At 42.2% G+C, this 21,988-nt stretch carries 19 protein-coding genes and 1 pseudogene; 4 read left to right on the top strand and 16 right to left on the bottom strand.

What is annotated here, in order from left to right; translation table 11 throughout:
• The first annotated feature begins 118 nt into the window (after positions 1-118).
• Positions 119-1,705, top strand: a complete 1,587-nt coding sequence (locus PSYC_RS04840; RefSeq protein WP_011280208.1) for a M16 family metallopeptidase — start codon at positions 119-121, stop codon at positions 1,703-1,705.
• Between the two features lie 223 nt (positions 1,706-1,928).
• Here PSYC_RS04840 and PSYC_RS04835 read toward each other — a convergent pair whose 3' ends face one another.
• Positions 1,929-2,858, bottom strand: coding sequence for a D-Ala-D-Ala carboxypeptidase family metallohydrolase (locus PSYC_RS04835; protein WP_011280207.1), 930 nt, complete (start codon positions 2,856-2,858; stop codon positions 1,929-1,931).
• A gap of 262 nt (positions 2,859-3,120) precedes the next feature.
• Between PSYC_RS04835 and rodA the strand changes: the two genes are divergently transcribed.
• A complete protein-coding gene (rodA, locus tag PSYC_RS04830) occupies positions 3,121-4,263 on the top strand; it encodes a rod shape-determining protein RodA (protein WP_011280206.1) in 1,143 nt (380 codons plus the stop codon).
• Positions 4,264-5,596: 1,333 nt separating this feature from the next.
• A pseudogene (locus PSYC_RS12000) lies at positions 5,597-5,944 on the top strand (septal ring lytic transglycosylase RlpA family protein); the annotation flags it as partial.
• Positions 5,945-6,128: 184 nt separating this feature from the next.
• On the opposite strand, the gene radA reads toward PSYC_RS12000, so the two are convergent.
• The 11 genes from radA to PSYC_RS04770 form a co-directional block, all read right to left on the bottom strand.
• A complete protein-coding gene (gene radA, locus PSYC_RS04820) occupies positions 6,129-7,577 on the bottom strand; it encodes a DNA repair protein RadA (RefSeq protein ID WP_011280204.1) in 1,449 nt (482 codons plus the stop codon).
• Positions 7,578-7,983: 406 nt separating this feature from the next.
• The gene (lptB, locus tag PSYC_RS04815; RefSeq protein WP_187147126.1) at positions 7,984-8,694 is read right to left on the bottom strand and encodes an LPS export ABC transporter ATP-binding protein; all 711 of its coding nucleotides are present in this window, start codon (positions 8,692-8,694) and stop codon (positions 7,984-7,986) included.
• A 191-nt stretch (positions 8,695-8,885) separates the two neighbouring features.
• Entirely contained in the window at positions 8,886-9,455 is a 570-nt protein-coding gene (gene lptA / locus PSYC_RS04810; RefSeq protein WP_011280202.1) for a lipopolysaccharide transport periplasmic protein LptA, read from the bottom strand.
• Between the two features lie 75 nt (positions 9,456-9,530).
• Positions 9,531-10,115, bottom strand: coding sequence for an LPS export ABC transporter periplasmic protein LptC (gene lptC / locus PSYC_RS04805; RefSeq protein ID WP_011280201.1), 585 nt, complete (start codon positions 10,113-10,115; stop codon positions 9,531-9,533).
• Positions 10,112-10,678, bottom strand: a complete 567-nt coding sequence (locus PSYC_RS04800; protein ID WP_011280200.1) for a KdsC family phosphatase — start codon at positions 10,676-10,678, stop codon at positions 10,112-10,114. Before PSYC_RS04800 ends, lptC begins: the two co-directional genes overlap by 4 nt.
• Positions 10,679-10,717: 39 nt before the next feature.
• Positions 10,718-11,710 (bottom strand): KpsF/GutQ family sugar-phosphate isomerase, encoded by a 993-nt coding sequence (locus PSYC_RS04795; RefSeq protein ID WP_011280199.1) that lies wholly within the window; start codon positions 11,708-11,710, stop codon positions 10,718-10,720.
• A 289-nt stretch (positions 11,711-11,999) separates the two neighbouring features.
• Complete coding sequence (gene hfq, locus PSYC_RS04790) at positions 12,000-12,551, bottom strand: RNA chaperone Hfq (RefSeq protein WP_011280198.1); 552 nt, start codon at positions 12,549-12,551, stop codon at positions 12,000-12,002.
• 580 nt (positions 12,552-13,131) lie between these two features.
• A complete protein-coding gene (gene miaA / locus PSYC_RS04785) occupies positions 13,132-14,355 on the bottom strand; it encodes a tRNA (adenosine(37)-N6)-dimethylallyltransferase MiaA (protein ID WP_227500358.1) in 1,224 nt (407 codons plus the stop codon).
• Between the two features lie 101 nt (positions 14,356-14,456).
• Positions 14,457-16,208, bottom strand: a complete 1,752-nt coding sequence (mutL, locus tag PSYC_RS04780) for a DNA mismatch repair endonuclease MutL (RefSeq protein ID WP_011280196.1) — start codon at positions 16,206-16,208, stop codon at positions 14,457-14,459.
• Positions 16,209-16,254: 46 nt separating this feature from the next.
• Complete coding sequence (gene tsaE, locus PSYC_RS04775) at positions 16,255-16,782, bottom strand: tRNA (adenosine(37)-N6)-threonylcarbamoyltransferase complex ATPase subunit type 1 TsaE (RefSeq protein ID WP_011280195.1); 528 nt, start codon at positions 16,780-16,782, stop codon at positions 16,255-16,257.
• Positions 16,782-17,387, bottom strand: coding sequence for a 6-pyruvoyl trahydropterin synthase family protein (locus PSYC_RS04770; RefSeq protein WP_011280194.1), 606 nt, complete (start codon positions 17,385-17,387; stop codon positions 16,782-16,784). Before PSYC_RS04770 ends, tsaE begins: the two co-directional genes overlap by 1 nt.
• Before the next feature lie 227 nt (positions 17,388-17,614).
• Here PSYC_RS04770 and PSYC_RS11915 point away from each other — a divergent pair, with 227 nt between their 5' ends.
• Positions 17,615-17,737, top strand: coding sequence for a hypothetical protein (locus PSYC_RS11915; RefSeq protein WP_020443648.1), 123 nt, complete (start codon positions 17,615-17,617; stop codon positions 17,735-17,737).
• Between the two features lie 106 nt (positions 17,738-17,843).
• Here the strand turns inward: PSYC_RS11915 and PSYC_RS04765 are convergent, their stop codons facing one another.
• From PSYC_RS04765 to PSYC_RS04750, 4 genes are all read right to left on the bottom strand, one after another.
• Complete coding sequence (locus PSYC_RS04765; protein ID WP_011280193.1) at positions 17,844-18,176, bottom strand: YnfA family protein; 333 nt, start codon at positions 18,174-18,176, stop codon at positions 17,844-17,846.
• A gap of 3 nt (positions 18,177-18,179) precedes the next feature.
• A complete protein-coding gene (locus tag PSYC_RS04760) occupies positions 18,180-18,992 on the bottom strand; it encodes a PhzF family phenazine biosynthesis protein (RefSeq protein ID WP_011280192.1) in 813 nt (270 codons plus the stop codon).
• Between the two features lie 120 nt (positions 18,993-19,112).
• Positions 19,113-20,387, bottom strand: a complete 1,275-nt coding sequence (locus PSYC_RS04755) for a saccharopine dehydrogenase family protein (protein ID WP_011280191.1) — start codon at positions 20,385-20,387, stop codon at positions 19,113-19,115.
• Between the two features lie 277 nt (positions 20,388-20,664).
• Positions 20,665-21,918 (bottom strand): carboxynorspermidine decarboxylase, encoded by a 1,254-nt coding sequence (locus PSYC_RS04750; RefSeq protein WP_011280190.1) that lies wholly within the window; start codon positions 21,916-21,918, stop codon positions 20,665-20,667.
• Positions 21,919-21,988 lie beyond the last annotated feature (70 nt).

The raw sequence follows: 21,988 nt of genomic DNA, 5'->3' as shown, positions 1-21,988 counted from the left end.
AGGCTGCAAAAAATTTACACCAGCAATACGGTAGCGACTTTACAGTATTTCAACTATAGCTAAGAAAAAATAAAGGCCGCGTAATATCAGATAACTTTATCAAATATCATGACTAAAAATGCCAATGACTAAAAACGCTATTAATAAGAAGAAAGATATGACTCACAATACTATTTTAAATACCAAAAAGAAGACCGCTTTGGTTTCGTTAATAAAGCCAAAATCCAAGCAACTCCCCTGTTTTAGTATGGGCTTCTTTTTGGGGCTGAGCACTTTGGCTATGACCGCGCAGGCAGATGCTACCACTGGTGAGGATTACCGTATTCAGGCATCTGCAGTCGATGTCAATGCGCCCATTGCCGCTTTGTCTAAGTTGACTAGCCTTGATAATACCAAGCCTCTGAAAGTTACGGTGCCAAAGATTCAACCGTTTAAGACCAAAGCCGGTGTGCCTGTACTGTTTGTACCGACGACCGCATTACCCATTGTCGATATTGACTTGCGTTTTAATGCCGGTAGCGCGCGTGATGGTAGTATCAGCAGTACAGGTTTTGGTATCGCCAATATGACAGCGACCATGCTCGAACAAGGCTCCAAACGTTTAGATGAAAATGAGTTCACCCGCGCGGTTGAAACATTAGGTATCAATTTGGGTAGCAGTGCGTACAAAGATATGTTGACGGTCTCATTACGGAGTCTATCTGACGATAAACACTTATTACCTGCCATCGATTTGATGACCCAAATGCTCACCGAACCAAGTTTCGATCAGAAAATTTTAGCCCGCAATAAAGCACGATTATTGGTCGGTTTGCAGCAGCAAAAACAAGACCCAAACAGCCTTGCCAGCCTTGCTTTTAATAAAGCACTCTATGGCAGCCACCCTTATGCTCACCCTTCTGTTGGTACGCTTGAAACCGTGCCGAATATAACAAAGCAGCAGCTGATCGATTTTAAAAACCGCTATTTAGTCGCTGCTAATGCCTCCCTTGCCATGACAGGCAACCTCACTTTAACGCAAGCCAAAAAACTGGCTGAAGATATCACCGCTGGTTTACCCACTGGTCAAGCAGCACCTATTCTGCCTGAGCCAAAACCATTGACTAAGTCCCAGTATATTCATATCCCATTTCCTAGCACTCAAACGACAGTATTGATGGGACAATTGGGCGATAAGCGTGCAACGGATCCGCAAGCGCAGCAAAAGCAAACCAATTTTGCTGTCGGTAACGAGGTGCTCGCAGGTGGCGATTTTAACGCGCGATTGATGACCGAAGTCAGACAGAATCTCGGTTATACTTATGGTATTTCAGGCTCGATGAGTCCGATGCTGGCACGTGGACCTTATGAGATAGGTTTTTCGACTCGCAATGACAAGGCTCGTGCTGCGATTGACGCAAGCTTAGCTGTCATAAATGATACGTTAAAAAACGGCATCACCAGTACTGAGATGAAGCTGACCACAGATAACCTAAAAAATAGCTTCCCAATGGGTTTTGCCAGTAACGCTGGTATTAATGGTTTGCTTGGCATGATGAATTTTTATCAGCTACCAACAAGCTATCTCAGCAACTATGTCAATCGTATCGAACAAGTCAAACTATTAGAGGTCAATCAAACCCTGCGTGATACTTTAAAACCTGATGACTTCTTAATTGTGACCGTTGGCGAGGTCAATCCTTGGGATAAGAAGGTGGCTAAATAGTTACTTTGATCTTTCATACTGTTATAAAAAATAAGCTCAGCCGGTAATATAGTTGAAATACTTTAAAGTCGCTACCGTATTGCTGGTGTAAATTTTTTGCAGCCTCTGTCTGCGTAGGCACAGCAAGCAAGAAAAATTTGCACCAGTAGTACCTTTTGTATCGATATTACTTTTCACCGACTATATGTACGGGCTGAGCTTATTTTTTGTTTTAGAATTATTATTAATAGCGGCACGCAGAGCTGCGACTGGCATGATTAAAGCCCCATTTACGATAACCATCCGTATCTAAATGTATAGCGCCGGTGGAATACAGTCCTAGACCAAAGTTGTGCGACTGACCTTGATATTTCCAAAACTCACATAAGCTGTCTTGCATTCTACTCAGCTGCCATGGGCTACTTTCATATTCTGGCACCCAAATATCAATGGCTCCAGCTGTCACATGCTTACTACTACTAGCACCGCCCGCGCAGTCATTTAATCCAGGACTACGATATACCGAGCGTATCTCACTATTTGCTGGCAAAATACCTTGGCTTTTAAGCTGACTATATAACTGCAATGTCGGTACAATATTTGACCATAGCTCCTGCGGTGGCAGCTGATACGGCTCATAGCCACATTTTTCCCAACTACGGGCTGTCATAAGTAGCTGTGATAAAGGCGGTACATTACTAGCCCCTACTCGTGCGCTTAGATAGCGTTGATAATTAGCCACTTGGCTTGCGCGATAGCTATTACTGTTCAACCAAGTATTAAAATCCATACCGGTAAAATTATTATAGTTATTATTACCAGTGCTATAAGTGGTGTTATAGCTTGGCATACGTCTATTGGTATTGACACGTTTGCTTTCTTCTATTGACAAGCTAGCATCGAATTCAAACTCACGCTGTTTTTGCTGAATAAGTCCTTGCATACTATCGCCACTTGATCCGCTTAAAATAGTCACACCTGCATTATAAGGCGTTCCTTGTACAGACGGTGTGATATTGGCATTGTTCACGCTGTTACCCTGACGTACTTGGATACGGCGCTCACTATTATCACTGATAATAGCGGTGTGGGCACTCATAGTGCTGGCACAAATACAGAGTGCAATAATAGGCTTGTGTATTTGCCCATAAACTTGTTTTTTTATATTGATCATTGCAACAAACTACCGCTAAAAACGTTTTATCGATACTATCAAATTTTAAGCAAGCAAGCTAAACTATCGTCACCAATTGGCAGCGACTTATTCGTTATTAACACTTATCCTCATCATTTTTATATTGACGTTACTTTATTACCGACAAGTTACTTTATTTTTTATTGTCTGGTCGATTAAACGCCCTATAATTACTGGTTTTCTTAAGTCTTCTGCTAAATACAACCCTCCTTCCACGTCAACTGCCAGTCACACTTTGCCTATGTCTTCTAACCCGCAATACCGTTTTTCACGACAGAGCCACCATTTAGGTCAAGGTCATACACTGACCTTTTGGCAACGTACGCACATTGACCCTTGGTTGACCCTTTTATTACTGACCGTTTGTTGTATTGGGCTGACGATTTTATATAGTGCAGCCGCTCAAGATACGAGCATGGTGCTACGGCAAATGGTCAGCTACGGCGTCGCGTTTACAGTCATGTTTATCATGGCTCAGATACCGCCGAGTATTTATCGCACCTTTACGCCCATCTTTTATGTACTGGGTCTGATACTACTGGTATTGGTCGATATCATTGGTGAGGTACGTATGGGTGCGCAGCGCTGGATCAACCTACCAGGGTTCGGTAGTGTACAGCCCTCAGAGTTTATGAAGCTTGGTATGCCGATGATGTGTGCATGGTTTCTATCCAAGCGCGACCTGCCGCCTTCATTATCCAGTATCGGCATTACCTTTGCTTTGATTGTGGTGCCAGTATTATTAATCGCCAAAGAGCCTGACCTTGGCACTTCATTACTGGTCGCCGCCAGTGGTATTTTTGTGCTGTTTTTGGCAGGGCTGTCGTGGCGTCTGATTGCAGGCGCGGTGGCTTTAGCCATTCCGTTTGTTGCGTTCGCTTGGAATTTTTTATTACACGACTATCAGCGCACCCGTGTACTTACCTTATTCAATCCTGAGGCTGATGTGCAAGGCGCTGGGTGGAATATCATTCAGTCCAAAACGGCCATCGGCTCCGGTGGTCTAACGGGTAAGGGTTATTTAGAAGGCACTCAGTCGCACCTACACTTCTTACCAGAAGGTCATACTGACTTTATTATCGCGGCTTTCTCTGAAGAGTTTGGTTTAATTGGTGTCATACTGTTGATGTTTATTTATGCTTGCTTATTAACCCGCGCCTTATATATCGCCTTTTCTCATCCTGATACTTATAGCCGACTACTAGCAGGCGCGATTGCCATGTCGTTTTTTGTGTATGTCTTCGTTAACGTTGGTATGGTCGGCGGTATTTTACCCGTCGTTGGTGTGCCTCTGCCTTTTATAAGCTATGGTGGCACCGCTATTGTTACTTTAATGGCAGGTTTTGGCTTACTCATGTCCATTCATACTCACAAATCTAGCTAACATTTCCCGATCTTTCTATTACTCAAGAGACCTTAATGTTTACATTATACGGTCTCTTTTTTTATACCATTTGTAAGCCATGCCAAGTGTAAGCCATGCCAAGATTCTATTGTTTTTTCAGAAGTTAAGGATTTGCCAGCTTACGGTAATATCTAAATCAGTGAAAATGGCGATGATAATGACACTACTGAATACAGCAATAAAATAAAACACAACTCAATAAAACACAACCTAGCATGCTTCAAAAATGAATCGATTAACAAATAACCGTATAAAATGAACTCAAAATCTATTTACTAAGTAACTATACGTAAAGAGAGAATGAGCAAAAATCCTAGTAAATCAGCTCACTTGCATCCATCTTATTTGTAATTAATTCTACATAAAGTATGATAAAAACCATAATTATTTTCCTCTGAAATTAAATGTAAATATATGATTTTATTAGTAATAAACATAGATATCGCTCTTATAAACCATACTTAATATTCAGTATTTAGAATTCAATACCAACATGTTTTATTCCTTGTTTTTTACAATTATTTGCGTTAATCTCGTCTTGGTGTTATTTATACATAACCCGTACAGAGCTACTAAGAAAGTTAGCATTTAATTATATTGTCGTTGTAGCTCATCCGTATAGTTAGCAACTTGTAGGTTTTAGACTTTCAAAGTCACTACTTAATTAACGGTTTAATAACAAACTCATACGTAAGACTCTCGAAACCCTTTATTAACTTAGCAATGTTAAAAAGGCTGTTTATCGAATATTAGTATCTGATTTTAGTTGTTGATGAATGTTTTAATTAAGATTGTTAACTATCATTTGAGCGTGTCATAAGTGGGTTATGTATAACCATCAACCCACTTATGATCATGAATTAAAAATTACCATATGTTAGAACTTATAAAAGCCGAACTATAAAATCAGTCATTATGAAAAAGATAGATTGATATCGGTTTTGGAGTTTGCGGTACTGTTAAATTGGTCTAACAGTACCTCGCTCAATCTAAGATGTTTTTAGAGTTAGGTTCTAAGGTATAAGTCATAGAGGTATTTATGAATAAGCGTTTATCTGGCTTACTTACAATGTCAGCGGTACTATTTTCTGGCTCTGCAATCGTTTCTAATGCACATGCTGTAGAATCAAGAACCTCCCTTGCTATGATCTCGCAAGATAATGCCTCTCATATCGACCGTGTACTCGGTGAACTTAGTCGTCAACATAACGGCGCATCAAGCTTAGTTAAGTCTGCACGCCAACCTACCTCATTAGCGCTTAGCAGCTCACTGTTAGCCAGTGATACCGCCCAAGTCAGTAATGATGAAGATGTGTTAGAGCGCTTAACAGCCGTCGCTTCTAACTCTGTGAGCAAATTCAAGCAAACAGGGTTAGCCTCTTGGTATGGTCGCCAGTTTCATGGGCGCAAAACAGCCAGTGGCGAAACCTTTGATATGAATGGTTTAACTGCTGCTCATCGCTCATTACCATTAAACTGCTATGTTAGAGTCACCAATAAAACCAATGGTAAAAGCGTCATCGTTAAAGTGAACGATCGTGGTCCATTCCATGGTAATCGTGTGATGGACTTATCTTATGGTGCTGCCAAAAAGCTTGGTATTACTGCTAAAGGTGTGGGTAACGTCTCTATTGAGCGTGTTTCAGGACCATCTTCTTAAACCATTAACGTTTTGGACCATTCGCGGTTTAAACCTTTAAGGGTTTTATATAAAGATTTTTAGGTTTAAATAAAAGCGCCTAACTTATTATTAGTTAGGCGCTTTTATTGCTTAATTTTATACGACTTATTTTTATACGACTTATTTTTATACGACTTATTTTTATAAATAAAAGCGCAACAAACTATAGTTCAAATGCACTGGCAATAGCATCATCAAGACGTTCGACTGCAATGACATTAATGCCTTTAAACTGCGGCGCATCTTTAGCAGGAGCATTGGCCTTAGGAATAATAGCATGCTTAAAACCATGCTTCATCGCTTCTTTTAAACGCTCTTGTCCATTGGGCACAGGACGAATTTCGCCCGATAAGCCGACTTCACCAAAGACCGCCAATGACGATGGTAAGGCTTTTTCTCTAATGCTGGACGCACAGGCTAACAATACTGCCAAATCTGAACCCGTTTCGATAACTTTGACACCGCCCACGACGTTGACATAGACATCTTGTCCACTGGTATGGATACCACCATGGCGATGCATCACTGCTAGCAGCATAGACAAGCGCTGAAAGTCTAGTCCTAATGCCATACGTCTTGGTGAGCCTTGCGAATCATCTACCAAGGCTTGTACTTCTACCAATAGCGGTCTTGTGCCTTCTCGGCTGACCATGACTACAGAACCAGCCACGGGCTTGTCATAGCGGCTCAAAAATATCGCTGATGGATTGGCAACCTCTTTAAGCCCCATATCCGTCATGCCAAAAATGCCTAGCTCATTGACCGCGCCAAAACGGTTTTTTACCGCACGAATCATACGAAAACGTGAATCAGATTGCCCTTCAAAGTATAAGACTGTATCGACCATATGCTCAAGTACTCGCGGCCCAGCAAGTGTTCCTTCTTTAGTGACATGTCCCACTAGAAACAGCGCTGTACCTGTTTGCTTAGCATAACGTGTCAAAATCGCCGCTGACTCTCGAATTTGACTGACCCCGCCTGGCGCAGAGTTGATCGCATCGGTATAAATGGTCTGAATGGAGTCAATAATAGCAATCGCAGGCTGCTCTTGAGTCAAGGCGGCACAAATAGTCTCTACATTGGTTTCAGCAAGGACACGAAGTCTGTCCGCAGGCAAATCTAAGCGCTTTGCTCGCATGGCAACCTGGGCCAATGATTCCTCACCAGTCACATACAGAGCACTCCCTGCCAGTGAATCAGCTTTTGCCATATTAGTCGCCGTTTGCAATAGAATGGTCGATTTGCCGATACCGGGGTCACCGCCAATCAATACCACAGAACCTGCAACCAATCCACCGCCCAACACACGATCAAACTCACTGATGCCCGTCGGTAATCGAGTATCTAAACCTACACTTACAGCATTTAGCGGCATCACAGCACTATGCGTTCCCGCATAGTTCCCAGCGGCTGTAGTACCAGAACCGCTTACATTGCGAGGCGTTGCACGACCCGCATTGGGCTTTGCTGTGTTTTTATTATGATGCGGCATGCTGACGTTAGGTGCTTCAAGTAAGCTATTCCATTCGCCGCAATCACTACATTGCCCTGCCCACTTGCCAAAATGAGCACCGCAATGCTGACAGACATAACTGGTTTTATTTTTTGCCATAATGTATAAGCCTTATGCAGGTTTTCAAGTTAAAAGAGGATGGTATATAAAATAAGATGACGCTTATAAGCGTTTTTTGAAGATATAGTTGAAATACTTTAAAGTCGCTACCGTATTGCTGGTATAAATTTTTTGCAGCCTCTGTCTGCGTAGGCACAGCAAGCAAGAAAAATTTGCACCAGTAGTACGTGTTGTATCGATATTACTTTTCACCGACTATAGTTGCTGAAGTATAGATCTTAAGATAAACAAGCAGTTACTTTTAAAAAGCAATGTTTTATAGAAGGGATGTTGCGAAAGGTAAAATATATACAACACATGGCGATGGCTGACTAAGAATGTACGGTAACAAATCTTATGTCAGCATGGGTATGTAAGCAATCAACCAAGCAATGAGTTAGCAACTCTATACCTGAAAGTCTTTACCAAGATACACAGATTTCACCAGCTCATTTTCTAGAATTTCTTCTGAGGTACCCTCAGCAATGATAGCGCCCTCTGAGACAATATAGGCTTTTTCACAAATCGCTAAAGTTTCACGGACATTATGGTCAGTGATTAACACGCCAATACCGCGCTTTTTCAGTGCTAAGATAACCTCTTTAATATCGCCGACAGAGATAGGATCTACACCGGCAAAAGGCTCATCTAATAAGATAAATTTGGGATCAGCTGCTAAAGCGCGAGCAATCTCACAACGACGACGCTCACCGCCTGATACGCTCATGCCTAGAGATTTTCGTACATGCTCTAAATGAAAATCACCAATAAGTTTTTCAAGCTCTTGACGCTGTTGGCTACCATTCAAATCTTTACGAGTTTGCAGAATCGCTAAAATATTGTCCTCAATCGACAGTTTACGAAAAATAGACGCTTCTTGCGGTAAATAACCAATACCGGCACGCGCACGCTCATGCATGGCATATTTAGATAAGTCCATTTTCCCCAAGGTTACACGGCCTTTATCCATATTAACCAGTCCGACCACCATATAAAAACTGGTCGTCTTACCTGCACCATTTGGACCTAACAATCCAACGACTTGCCCTTGCTCAACGGAAAATGAGACATCTTTAACCACCCAGCGCTTACCGTAGCGCTTACCTAAGTTTTGCATCGATAAACGAGCAACCGGCTCAACACCATCATTCACTGTTATTGTTTGGTTTGCTGCTAAAGTGGCATTATTTTTATTATCATTCATAACTTACTCATAAGGTGGTCGCATTTAAATGGATAGCAACCACTGGAATGTTTAGTCGTTTGTTTATATCATTGCAAGTATTGTTACTTAACTCGTCACAGAGATTAACGTATGCTGCTTTGGCTGTTGCTATTATTAGGCGGGAACACCAGTTCCACGCGCTGATTGCCACCAGCTGTCGCTTCCACATCACCAGCTTTTAGGCTATAGCGGATAACGTTTCCAGCAAAACTTGCACCATTTTGTACCAATTTTGCATTGCCCGTTAGTGTAACGATACCCGTCACGGCATTATAATCAATTTTATTTGCCTGACCTTTTGCAAGACCTTTCTCTTGCGTAACAACTTGCTGCATCGTTGCTGGACGTCCAGTCGCTACTGCTGAGGTGATACTGCGACCCTGTGATAAATTGACCGTAATATTGTCGGCCGTCATCTTAAACGTACCTTGAGTAATGACCACCGTACCAGAGTAACTGGTCACACCAGTACGCTCACTATAAGTGGCTTTGTCCGCCAATAGCTTAATAGGCTGATTGGCATCTGAAGGCAAAGCATGGCTGTATAATGGCAGTGCCAACAGCATAACCACTGGCAATGCACGCAATCTATGCAACACTTGAATAGAGCACGTCGATAGCAAGCGTAAAGTAGGCAAAGAATTAGATTTCATGAAAATTACTCGTTTTATAATGGGTAGTAGAGTTTGCAAACTTCCTGCTTGATGCTTTACTGAATAATACGCGGGTTAAAACAAGGCTTTGTCTTGACGGTCAGCTGGCGTGAAAGAGACAGCCACTTGACCAAATTCATAGTCGCCCGTTTCAAGATTGGCTTTCATACTCGATGCCTCAAAACGGTTCATACCTTGTTCAACTTTGACCGGCTCATTACTATACACTTGACCTGACTTAGTATTACCTTTTAATGTGGCACCAGTGATTTTAATGGGTTCGACTTCAGGCTTACCTGTTTTACCTTCACTGATTAAAGAAAAGCCTCCTGATAAGCTCAGCTCGCCCGTCTGCTGACTGATAGCAGCTGTACCCGCTTCGATACGATAACGCTGCTCATCTGAAGGCTCCCAATTCATGGTAATACCTTTCATCTCATCTTTATTAGTCACCGGATTGTGGGTCAATGACTCAGCACTCAGCTCGTATTCGGTCTCGCCTTGCTCGTTTGTTTGTACCGCCTTAATATCTGTTGCTTCATAATCAACATCAGAGGTTTCAATATTGACTGGCGGCGTGATCTCCCCTTGCTGCTTAAAAAACCAACCCGCAAGACCAGCTATAATCAAGGTAACGATTATTAAAACACGAGTATTCACGATAAGTCATCCTGATTTTTTACTTCATCAAGCGTGTAGTGCGCGATAAAGTCTTGATAATGTCCATGACCTTTTAATATAAGATCACATACTTCACGTACGGCACCTGTACCACCGGCTCGCGTGGTCACCATATCACTGCGATTGATGACCTCCGCATGGGCATTTGGCACAGTAGCGGCAAATCCTACCGTTTGCATTGCTTTGATGTCTGGTAAATCATCACCCATATAGGCGCAATCAGCAGCTGTGATATTAAGTGCAGGATCAATGCTTGCGAGCAGCTCATTTAATGCAACCAGCTTATCATCACGACCCTGTACAATATAGTCTACGCCAATCTCTGCTGCGCGCTTAGCAACCATAGGACTACTACGCCCAGTAATAATCGCAGTCAAAATACCATAACGGGCTAATGACTTCACGCCCACACCATCATGGACAGAAAACGCTTTGGTCTCAACACCATTGGCATCATAGATAATTTGACCATTTGATAAAATACCATCAACGTCCATGACCAATAGCTTTACTTGTCCAGCTTTTTTTATTAAGTCTTGCATCAGTGATCTCTTCTATTGATAGATACTCTAATATAACGGTTATTTTACACCGGCTTGTAGTAAATCATGCACCGTAATAATAGCTTCCAAGCGCTGTTCATCATCGACAATAAGCAACTGACTGATAGCATTTTCATTCATCACACTCAGCGCATCTGAAGCACGCATAGATTTATTAATGCGACGAGGGTTACTCACCATCAGCTCACGCATCGGTGTCTGTAAATCAATGCCTTTTTCTAAGCCTCGCCTCAAATCGCCATCGGTAAATATACCTACTACCTTGCTTTTATCATCAGTCACGACTGTCATCCCTAAACGTCCAGCTGACATGATAAATAGTGCTTCCTGTAAAGGTGCCTGCTGATTGATGAGGGGCAAGTCTTCTGATTTGGTGTGCATCAAATCTTCCACTCGCGTCAATAACTGACGACCCAATGCACCAGCAGGATGTGATAAGGCAAAATCTTCTGAGGTAAAATTTCGGGCATGCACCAAGGCAACTGCCAATGCATCACCGAGCGCTAAGGTTGCTGTAGTACTTGAGGTAGGAGCAAGGTTAAGTGGGCAAGCTTCTTGTGACTTACCAAGTGTCAATATAATATCCGCTGCATGTGGCAGCATACCGCGTTTATCTCGACTGATACTAATCAACGGAATATTTAAACGCTTGACCACAGGCAAGAGCATTTTTATCTCATCTGACTCGCCAGAGTTAGAGATGGCAAGCAACACATCACCTTTGACCAACATCCCAAGGTCGCCATGCCCTGCTTCACCAGGATGCATAAAGAACGCCGGCGTCCCAGTAGACGCAAAAGTCGCAGCTATCTTACGTCCAATCAATCCTGACTTACCCATACCTGTCACGACCACACGACCTTGACACGCCAAAATGATGTCACAAGCCTGAGCGAACCTATCATCTATTTGTTCAGTCAGTAATGCCAGTGCCGCCTTTTCAGTATTGATGGCATCAATAGCTGTACTAATAAATTGCTCATGGGTCAGATTGCGTTCAGGACTATTCATACAGTGGCTCTATATTTTATTAATTTTTCATTTTCAATGACCATACATTTTTTGGCTGTATATTCTTATCATTTGATGAATCATTTTACTATACATTTTATTATACTATGAACCATATTAATAATTATGGTCAATATTAATATGATGCTGTAGGAATACAGCCATAAGGGTATCGTGGGTGCATTAAAATTTTATTGCCTAAATGTTATTGCCTATAAGAATATCAATACAAAAAAACCCACTGTAATAGTAGGTCTTAATATGATATTTCATGTCTTAATAGGAGGATTTAAGGATGACTATTATCAGATTCATCATTGGGTTTATTATCGTAGTCCCCATTGTCTAACGGCGCTTCAAAACCACGATCCTGACCAAAACCACCACGTTCAAAACCGCGCTCTTGACTTTGACCAAAGCTGCCACGTTCAAAGCCGCGCTCTTGACCTTGGCTAAAGCCACCACGATTAAAGCCACTACGATTGGCAAAGCCGCGTTCTTCAAATCCACCGCCACTAGCGGGTTTGGTGCTACTGCCGCGCTCAAAACCACCGCTTACACCACCGCTTTGACTTGGGTAGCCCATTGGTGCTGCGCCTTGACTTTGCGTAGTCGCGCCTGGCGTTGTACTGCTGCGAGGGTTACGTGCTGGTACGACTGTTGAGATAGCATGCTTATATACCATCTGACTGACGGTGTTTTTAAGCAAAACCACATATTGGTCGAACGACTCTATTTGACCTTGCAGCTTAATACCATTAACTAAAAAAATAGAAACAGGAATGCGATCTTTGCGTAGTGAGTTCAAGAACGGATCTTGTAAAGTTTGTCCTTTTGACATGAAATCTCTCCTAAATATTATATAATTATTGTTAGCGCCAATTATTATAAGGGTTACTTCAATTATAATGGCTAAAGGTAGATACAATAATAAGTTTTATTTATAAAACGTATCTAAATAAGTACTAAAGCTTGTTAAGTCATTCTACTTTATTATGAATATGTCATTATTGTAATAAATTAACTAACCAGTTGTTGCATGAGTTACCTCTATCACGAAATATTGATGAATCATCACTAAAAAGCTGTTACGACTTGCAACAGTTAACACTTTTATATAATCAAATTATAACAGTTATCTACATTATACTTTGAAACTAATTGTCATTACTTTCGTATCTTTGTATGACGTTATACCGTCGTGCTATATTTTTAGTACTGCCGTTTAACCATTAATACTATAGTAAGCCCAGTATAAAAACGATACAGCGGGACTGGAATGAATTTTTTGCAGCCTCTGTCTGCGCAGGCACAGCACGCCAGAAAAATTTATACCAGTCCCGCGTCAAAACATGATGTATCTACTTTATTTGGAATCGACTATACAGGACACCAACGGGCTGACAAACCTAGATAAATGATTAACATAAATACGCTCTCGCCTGCTCCATAGTGATAAATGAATGTAGTATGAGCTTGTCGTTTTGAGAAGCTGTCATATCATCAAATCCAATAATGGATGTCGACGGCGCTGCTGATGATACGGTTGCCTGCTCTGCTGCCGTATCAGACAGTTGCATGACTTTTCGCAGCCAAGTGTATTGACGCTTTGCCAGCTGCCTTGTGGCATATAATGCCTTATTTTGCATTTGCTGACAAGCAAGCGCCTCGGTTTGGTCAGTTGCCACTGATAAATGCGTCTGAGTCATGCCACTTTGAGTCGTGGCATCCTGTTCGTTACTTTCAACGCTTGATAGATTTGATTGAGCAAAAGCGTCATAAAACTGTGCTTTATCCAGATGTGACTGTTCAAATACAGGGTGATTAATCTGTACCAGATATTCTAATACCTGTCGATAACCAACACAGCGCATGGATGGTAAGCTTGGGGTCAGAGGATAACGCTCAAGTAAACTGATAACCTCCTCCACTAGCCCTTCACGCCACATTATATCTAAACGCTGCTCGATACGCGTATGCAACCATGGACGATCTGGCATAACTGCTAATGCATGCCATTGCTGATTTGGATTATGAGCCAATGCTTGCTTAGGCTGACGCTGCCAGTCACTAATCGGAATATTCGTTTGCAAATATACTTCAACCGCGCGAGTAATGCGCTGGGTATCAGTGGCATTAAGGCGCTCATGGCTAATAGCATCCACTTTACCAAGATAGTCATATAGCGCACTGATACCCTCATCTTGCCGCCACTGCTCAACGCGCGCGCGAACACTGTCATCACTAACAGGCACAGGTGAGAGTCCGTCGAGTAATGCCATGTAATACATCATAGTACCGCCGACCAGCAATGGTATTTTTCCATTCTGATGACAGCTATCAATCAGTCTTGCCACATCACTGACAAACTCAGCGACACTGTAGCTTTGCATAGGATCAATAATATCGACCAGATGATGTGGGTATCGTGCTAGCTCAGCAGCATTTGGCTTTGCAGTACCGACCGTCATGTCACGATACACCAATGCCGAATCTACCGAAATCAGCTCATAACGACCGCTGTCATAAAGCTCATAAGCCAAGTTGGTCTTACCACTCGCTGTTGGTGCCATCAGACACACCACGCTATTATCCGCTAAACTGGGACTTAAGTGATGAGATAAGCTATCAGACGAAAGTCGCATACGGTTGCCTTTAATGGTCATGGTTTTAAGCATCATAAGATAAATAATTGGTAGCTCAGCGATGTATATTGGCTATGAGGAAATATACTGTTTACAAATGGCTACTGCTTAGACGCAGATGATAGCATCAATACCACTAATTGATTACTCTCTATAGAATGGATAGCATATTTGCTCAGTGTAGCTTCCATGTCTGCTACAAAAGCTTGTGCGTCCTGTGCAGACATCTGCATGCTTATCTTCGCCAATTGCTGATTAATAGTAGTGCTACTTAATACTTTAGCGTTATTATACATAGTGCTGCTAAACACAGTTGACTCAAACAATAATTCCAATATTGACTGCCATCTCTCAGCGCTAATTAGCACACACTGCCCTTGATGATAAAATAGTAGCCAAGGCAGCGCTTTATCGTCACTGCTATGTACAGCTGAAGACTCTGCTATCAAACCAGCGACACTATTTATAATTTCTAAGCATACGGGTAAAGGTGATGTCTCTACAGGGTCACTATTAGCAGCATGACTACTGTCCTCTATAGATTCATTAATATGACAGTCTTTAATATTCTGGAATAACAGCTCATTTGCTGACAGCTGATATGTTTGCTTAGGCGCTTGAATCTGCTGAGTTCGTATTGCATTGGTGGTAGATGATGCTATTGGGTCTGACGTATTGAAAGACTGTTTTGTAGAGACATTACTATTTGGTGTTGCATTTTTATTAGAAAAAATCTTTGCAGGGTTAAGCGTTCTTAGCTTTGCACGAACCGCATGGCTTAAATGCGCCATGATATTGTTCAGCGGGCTAATCTTGATACGCTGCTTGGAAGGATGAACATTAACATTGAGCCACTGAGTTGGTAACTCAAAATACAGTGCGTAACCCATACCTGCCAGCTGTGCACTTTGAGCCATTTGACGCAGCTGATTGCTAATTAACGCCTCTTTTACCAATCTGCCATTCACATAAATAAGCTTGGGTAAGTGATGGTTGGTATCACAACTTGGCCACAACCAACCACTAATCCTCGCCGATTGCATAGCGCCTGCATTATCCGTGTATCCATTAGTAACATGAGTAGAATGAGAGCTTATAGATGGATGCTGTGTCAGGCTAGATAAATCAACCGCGACTTCAATTGCCTGCTCAGTCAGTGCCAATCCAGTTGCTTGCTCAAGACGTGACAATGGCAGATAATTTTCATTATCGTTACTTATAGTGTTTACTGACAGTGACAGCCGTTTTTTATTATCATGAAAAAGCGTCAGTGCCACATCTGCTCGCGCCAATGCCACCTCGCGAAACATGGTTTCGATATGACCAAATTCAGTGGCGATCGATTTTAAGTTGCCACGCCGGGCTGGTACATTAAAATATAAATCTTTGACTGTAATAGTAGTACCACGATGATGGACAACCGGTATAAGCTTTGGCATATCATCCAATATACCGGCAACTTGCAACTGACGACCAATACCGCTGTCATCATGGCTACTGATTAAGGTCAAACGGGAAACAGCAGCCGTCGCTGCCAGTGCTTCACCTCGAAAACCCAACGTCGTAATGCCGTGCAAGTGTGCCACATCAGCGACTTTGCTAGTGGCATGGCGCGTGACTGCCATGACCATATCATCAGGATGAATACCCACGCCATTATCAATTACCTCAATCATACCCATGCCACCTTGGGTAATATGCACTTCAATATTTGTGGCATAAGCATCAATCGCATTTTCGAGTAGCTCTTTGACCACAGCTGATGGACGTGTCACGACCTCACCTGCTGCTAATTGGTTGATAAGCAGCGGCGATAGTTTTTTGATGCGAGTATTGCTATGGCTATGTGGCATTGATGGGCATCATGTATAGTCGGTGAAAAGTAATATCGATACAACACTAAATATTTAGGCTAGATAAATCCAAACCCTCAGCTTCTCCTACCTTTGACAGTCGTATTTGGACTTGGCGGGATTCTTTATTATCAATGCTATCACTTTGGGTTATATCGATAAATACTGTTGGCGGCGGCAAATAACTGTCCGCACGGCTCGCCCACTCAATGATAACCAGCGCGTTTGGCTCATCCAAATATTCATCAAAGCCTATAAAAGACAGTTCTTCTGGATCTTGCAAACGATACAAATCAGCATGATAAACCGGTTTAATTGAACCGTCATCTTGGGTAATACTATAAGGCTCCACCAAGGTATAAGTCGGACTTTTGACCGCACCTTTATGCCCTAGCGCCTGTAACCAATAGCGAGTCAATGTCGTTTTACCAGCACCCAAATCTCCTGCCAGCCACACACTGCCTGTCAGCGGCAAAGCTGCCAACTGCTCAGCCAAACGCTTAGTGTCTGCCTCTGTATGCAAGGTAAATATTCGTGAGTATGCGTCTTGTTTTACGGGTTCATTATTAGACATCAGGCTGTGCCTGCCTGTACTTGCATGGTCACTGACGGGTTGCTAAAACTCTCACCACGAATCAGTTTGGCATATAAATCTGGATCATGCCACTCTGCACACACTTGCTCGCTAAATTCAAAGTCCTCCAACACCAGCTTACCCATTTGCTCATTGGTCACATCGTCAGCAAAACACTGAGCGTAACCTGTGGCAGTTTCGTGGGCAATCACTGAATAGACGCTGACATCCGCTTCGCCATTTTGCATTTGCGTCTTTTGCAGAATCTCTTGAGCCCAAAAGAATATCACACGTGAGAACTGCTCTGCTGATGGTGATACCGGCAAGCTGATCCAGCGTGCACTGAATTTTTTACAGGCAGCGATGTACTCAGGGTCATCTTTACTCCAAAAACAAATCGCATGATCAAAGCTGTCGATAATGTCTTTAATAGAGGATTTTAACAAGCCAAAATCATAGACCATCTGCCCATGGTCTAAGCGTTTAGCCTCAAGTATCAGCTCAATCTGATAGCTATGACCATGAATCGAGTGTTTGCAGCGCTCAGAGCTACAGTTACGCACAATATGAGCGTTTTCAAATTTAAACAGTTTACGGATACGCATAATAATCAATCAACCAAAACAGTAAGCACCATTGTGCTAAATAATAATAATAAAATAAAGGTTTGCCGCGATTTATCGGCTTGCTGCTCATTATAGCAAATCGTGATGTATTCGTAAGTAAGCACTTATTAACGCCGTCGTCCATTTTCTTGAAGCTAGCTATTACTCGACCTTAGGGCTATACTGATTTTACTAGGTATTAATCGTTCAAATAAAAGGACAGCATCATGAGTAAAGGTCAAGATAGTAAGAAGAATGTCAAAAAGAAGCCGCTGTTAACGGCAAAAGAGAAAAAAGCGGCTAAACAATCAAAGAAAGATGATAATGGTAGTATCTTAGGAAAGCATTAATAGTAAGCGCATCAATATGCCAATTAAACCTAATGGTTTGATTGGCATTTTTTTATTTATAGGTTTACATTGCTAAATCTTGGATTTGCGTACTTTGACTCATAAACTAAACACTGCGCGGTGCAAACATAATAATTGCCATCCCTATAAGCGCCACTACTGACCCTACAATATCCCAAGTCGTTGGTCGAATGCCATTCACAGTCCACAACCATAAAATCGCCATCGAGATATAAACACCGCCATAGGCAGCATAGGTTCTACCAGCAGCAGTTGGGTGTAATGACAATAGCCATACAAAAGCAACCAAACTCAATGCGCCAGGTATGAGTAGCCAGATTGACTTGCCTTCTCGCAGCCACAGATAAGGCAGATAACAGCCTGCGATTTCAGCCAATGCTGTAATAGCAAAAAGCCCCACTGTTTTTAATTCAGACAAAACTTACTCCTCGACCGTGATAAATCCTGTCAAATAATGCACGGCATGGCCAGAAATAAGTACTCTATCTCCTGTAACCACACAGTCAAGTACCCCACCACGTTTTGAGGCTTGATAAGCAACCAATGTATTTTTACCCAACCGCTGTGCCCATAATGGCGCTAATCCAGTGTGAGCCGAGCCCGTGACTGGGTCTTCATCACCACCATTGGTAGGCCAAAAGTAACGTGAAATGAAATCATAGTCTTTGTAGTCAGCAGATTTAGCCTGACAAGTGACAACTACATCTAGAGGCGCAAGCTGTTTTAGCGCTTCATTATCACGCTCTACATTTAATACGTCAGATTCCAAGTCATAAATCACAAAATATGCCTGTGAGTTTTTATAGACTTCAACAGGTGCAATAGACAATCCTGCCAGCAAACTATCAGGGATATCACTGACTTTCTCAGGCTTAGTATTGGGAAAATCCATCTGTATTTTATCATGATCGGTTTGCTTGACCGTTAAAACCCCAACTGCTTTGGCTGAAAATTTAATAGACGTCAAAGTAGGATTTTTCTTAAACAGCACAAAGGCAGAAGCCAAGGTCGCATGACCACAAAAATCAATCTCCGTAAGCGGTGAAAACCATCGAATATGATAAGTGCCTTTATTATCCAAGACTATAAAAGCAGTCTCTGATAAATTGTTTTCAAAAGCGATAGATTGCATGAGCTTCTCAGACAACCAACTTTCTGTAATGATCACTGCCGCTGAATTGCCTTTAAACACAGTATCAGTAAAGGCATCGATAACATTGATTTCTAATTGCATTTTATATTCTCATTTTTATTTTTATGATTTGGTAATCCCCCTAATAAAAAAGCACCCTATTGAGCCATGGTTCAATAGGGTGCTTTTCATTTAACGAACAATAAAAGCTAACGCAAGAATTTAGATAGTAAACTCAAGCGCTCTATCGCCTTCGCTATCTTTGATACGCGTAGGCAAGCCAATTTTATTCAATAAATTGATAAATGGTTTGGCATCAAGCTCTTCAACATTGACCATCTTACCTGCATCCCACTCGCCTGTAGCGACTAGCATGGCAGCGGCAACTGGTGGTACACCTGCGGTATAAGAGATACCTTGACTACCGATTTCATTATAAGCGTCTTTATGGTCTGAGATATTATAGATAAACACCTCACTATCAACGCCGTCTATTTTACCTTTAACTTTGTCACCGATACAGGTTTTACCCGTATAATTTGGCGCAAGCGAGCTCGGATCTGGTAGTACCGCTTTGACCACTTTTAATGGGATAACCTCTTGTCCTTCAGCAGTCATGACTGGCTGCTCAGACAGTAATCCCAAGTTTTGTAGGACAGTAAAGACATTGATATAGTGCTCACCAAAGCCCATCCAAAAGCGAATATTGGGCACATCTAAGTTGGCAGACAAAGAGTGAACTTCATCATGACCACTTAAGTAACTGTTTTGCACACCAACAACAGGCAAGTCATCTGTACGCTTCACTTCAAACATCTTGTTAGACTGCCACTTACTGTCCTGCCAAGAGTAAACGGTACCGGTGAATTCACGGAAGTTAATCTCAGGATCAAAGTTGGTGGCGAAGTACTTGCCATGGCTGCCGGCATTGATATCGATAATGTCAATATCAGTGACTGAGCCTGCATCCATCATGTCATAGCCAAGACGCGCATAGGCATTGACCATACCAGGATCAAAGCCCGCACCTAAGATCGCAGTGACATTATTGTCGGCACAGCGCTGTTTGCGCTTCCACTCATAGTTGTCATACCATGGCGGCGTTTCACAAATCTTGCGAGGATCTTCATGAATAGCCGTATCAATATATGCCACGCCAGTCTCAATACAAGCTTCTAAGACAGTCATATTCACAAATGCCGAACCGACATTGATAAGGATTTGAATACCTGTATCCTGAATCAGCTGTATCAGCGCTTGGGTGTCCATGGCATCGACTTGATGCGTGTGCAGTACCGCAGGTTGTTTAAAGCTGTTTTTTTCTATGACGCTCTGAGCAATGGCATCACATTTATATTGGGTACGTGACGCGATATGAATCTCGCCAAGTACATCGTTATGCATCGCACATTTATGCGCGACCACTTGAGCGACACCGCCGGCACCGATGATGAGCACGTCTTTTTTACTAGGCTTAGCTTGTTGGTTTGTGTTCAAAGAACAATCCTCCTTTGTGTCCCTGTCGATACCATTGATATTGGCTATGCAAAACAGAAACGAGTGAATGATATGCGTGAATTAAAAAGGAAGACCGAGGAAAACCCACGCACCCGTTAGACAAATCCCACTGCGTTTGCCAGTAGCAATTATAACAATTTTTACTCGCTTTTCGGCAAAAATTACAACTTAACTTAAAAACGTCAAGATGAATCATCATTTCTAGATAGTTGTTTGGCAGTCTCATTTATTCATCTCGAATACGATTTCAATAGCGCTATGACAAGCTCGCCTTGTAATCTTGATAATCAAACTCGCGCTGGATATCGATACTGCCATCTAAGCGGCGAATGACAATCGCTGGCATATTAACCCCATTAAACCAGTTTTTCTTCACCATGGTATAGCCTGCGGCATTGCCAAAGGTAACGGTGTCACCTATTTTTAAGTTATTTGGCAAGGCATACTCACCAAAGATATCGCCTGCCAAACAAGAACGACCATAAATAATCGTATTATCAGCTGATTTAGCGTTCTCGCTTATGGGTGCAATATTGGTAGGGTCGATATCAAGAGAGGCAATATTAATTAAATCACTATTAATAGCCGCTATCGGCGCTGACTCACGATAAATCAGCAAATCCAGCATATGCGCTTCGATTGATGAATCTACTACAGCTAGATTTTTTTCATTATGCATCGTATCTAAAACGCTGGTGACTAGCGTGCCAGCACCATGAATACTTGCCTCACCCGGCTCTAGATAAACTTGCACGCCATAATTTTCGCTGAAACCTTTTAATCTGTCCGCAAGTTTTTCTAGTGGATAATCAGGGGCAATAAAATGAATACCACCGCCCAAACTCACCCATTCAAGCTGCTGCAAAACATCTCCAAATCTGGTTTCGATATCAGCCAAGCTTTCACTAAATGCCTCAAAACTGTCATTTTCACAGTTGTTATGAATCATTACTCCGCTAATATCACTCAAAACTGCTGCAATTTTATCTTTATCATGCTCACCAAGACGGCTAAAGGGACGGGCAGGATCCGCAATAATAAACGATGAATTGCTGGTTTTTGGATTTAAGCGCAGCCCGACTGGTATGTTTTTCGCTGCCGCTTGCTCCTTAAACGCATTGAGTTGTGAGATAGAGTTAAAGATAATCTTATCAGCGTAGTTGAGCACCTCAGGCATCTCATCTGCGCTGTAGGCGACGCTATAGGCATGGGTTTCTTTTTTATCTTGACTACTAGCATCGCTATTATTACCAAAAGACTCATAACCCAATCTGACTTCATTTAGCGAAGATGACGTCGTACCATGCAGATAAGGCTCCATGACATCAAACACACCCCATGTGGCAAAACATTTGAGCGCAAGTAACGCCTTTGCTCCAGACAACTCGCACAGGCGCGCGATAATCTGCATATTGGCGACGATTGCGGCTTCATCAAGTAAGTAATATGGCGTTGGCGGCAATGATACAGAGGAGACAGTAGACGTCGATTGTGAAGTTTTTGTATTCATAAAAAGTGACCTAATAGCTGCTATTGGCATCGTGACAGACAGACATAAATATTTGCGCTATAGTAGACTA

It is taken from the genome of Psychrobacter arcticus 273-4 (genome assembly GCF_000012305.1).
Taxonomy (GTDB): Bacteria; Pseudomonadota; Gammaproteobacteria; order Pseudomonadales; family Moraxellaceae; genus Psychrobacter; species Psychrobacter arcticus.
This window is presented reverse-complemented; position numbering and strand designations above follow the sequence as displayed.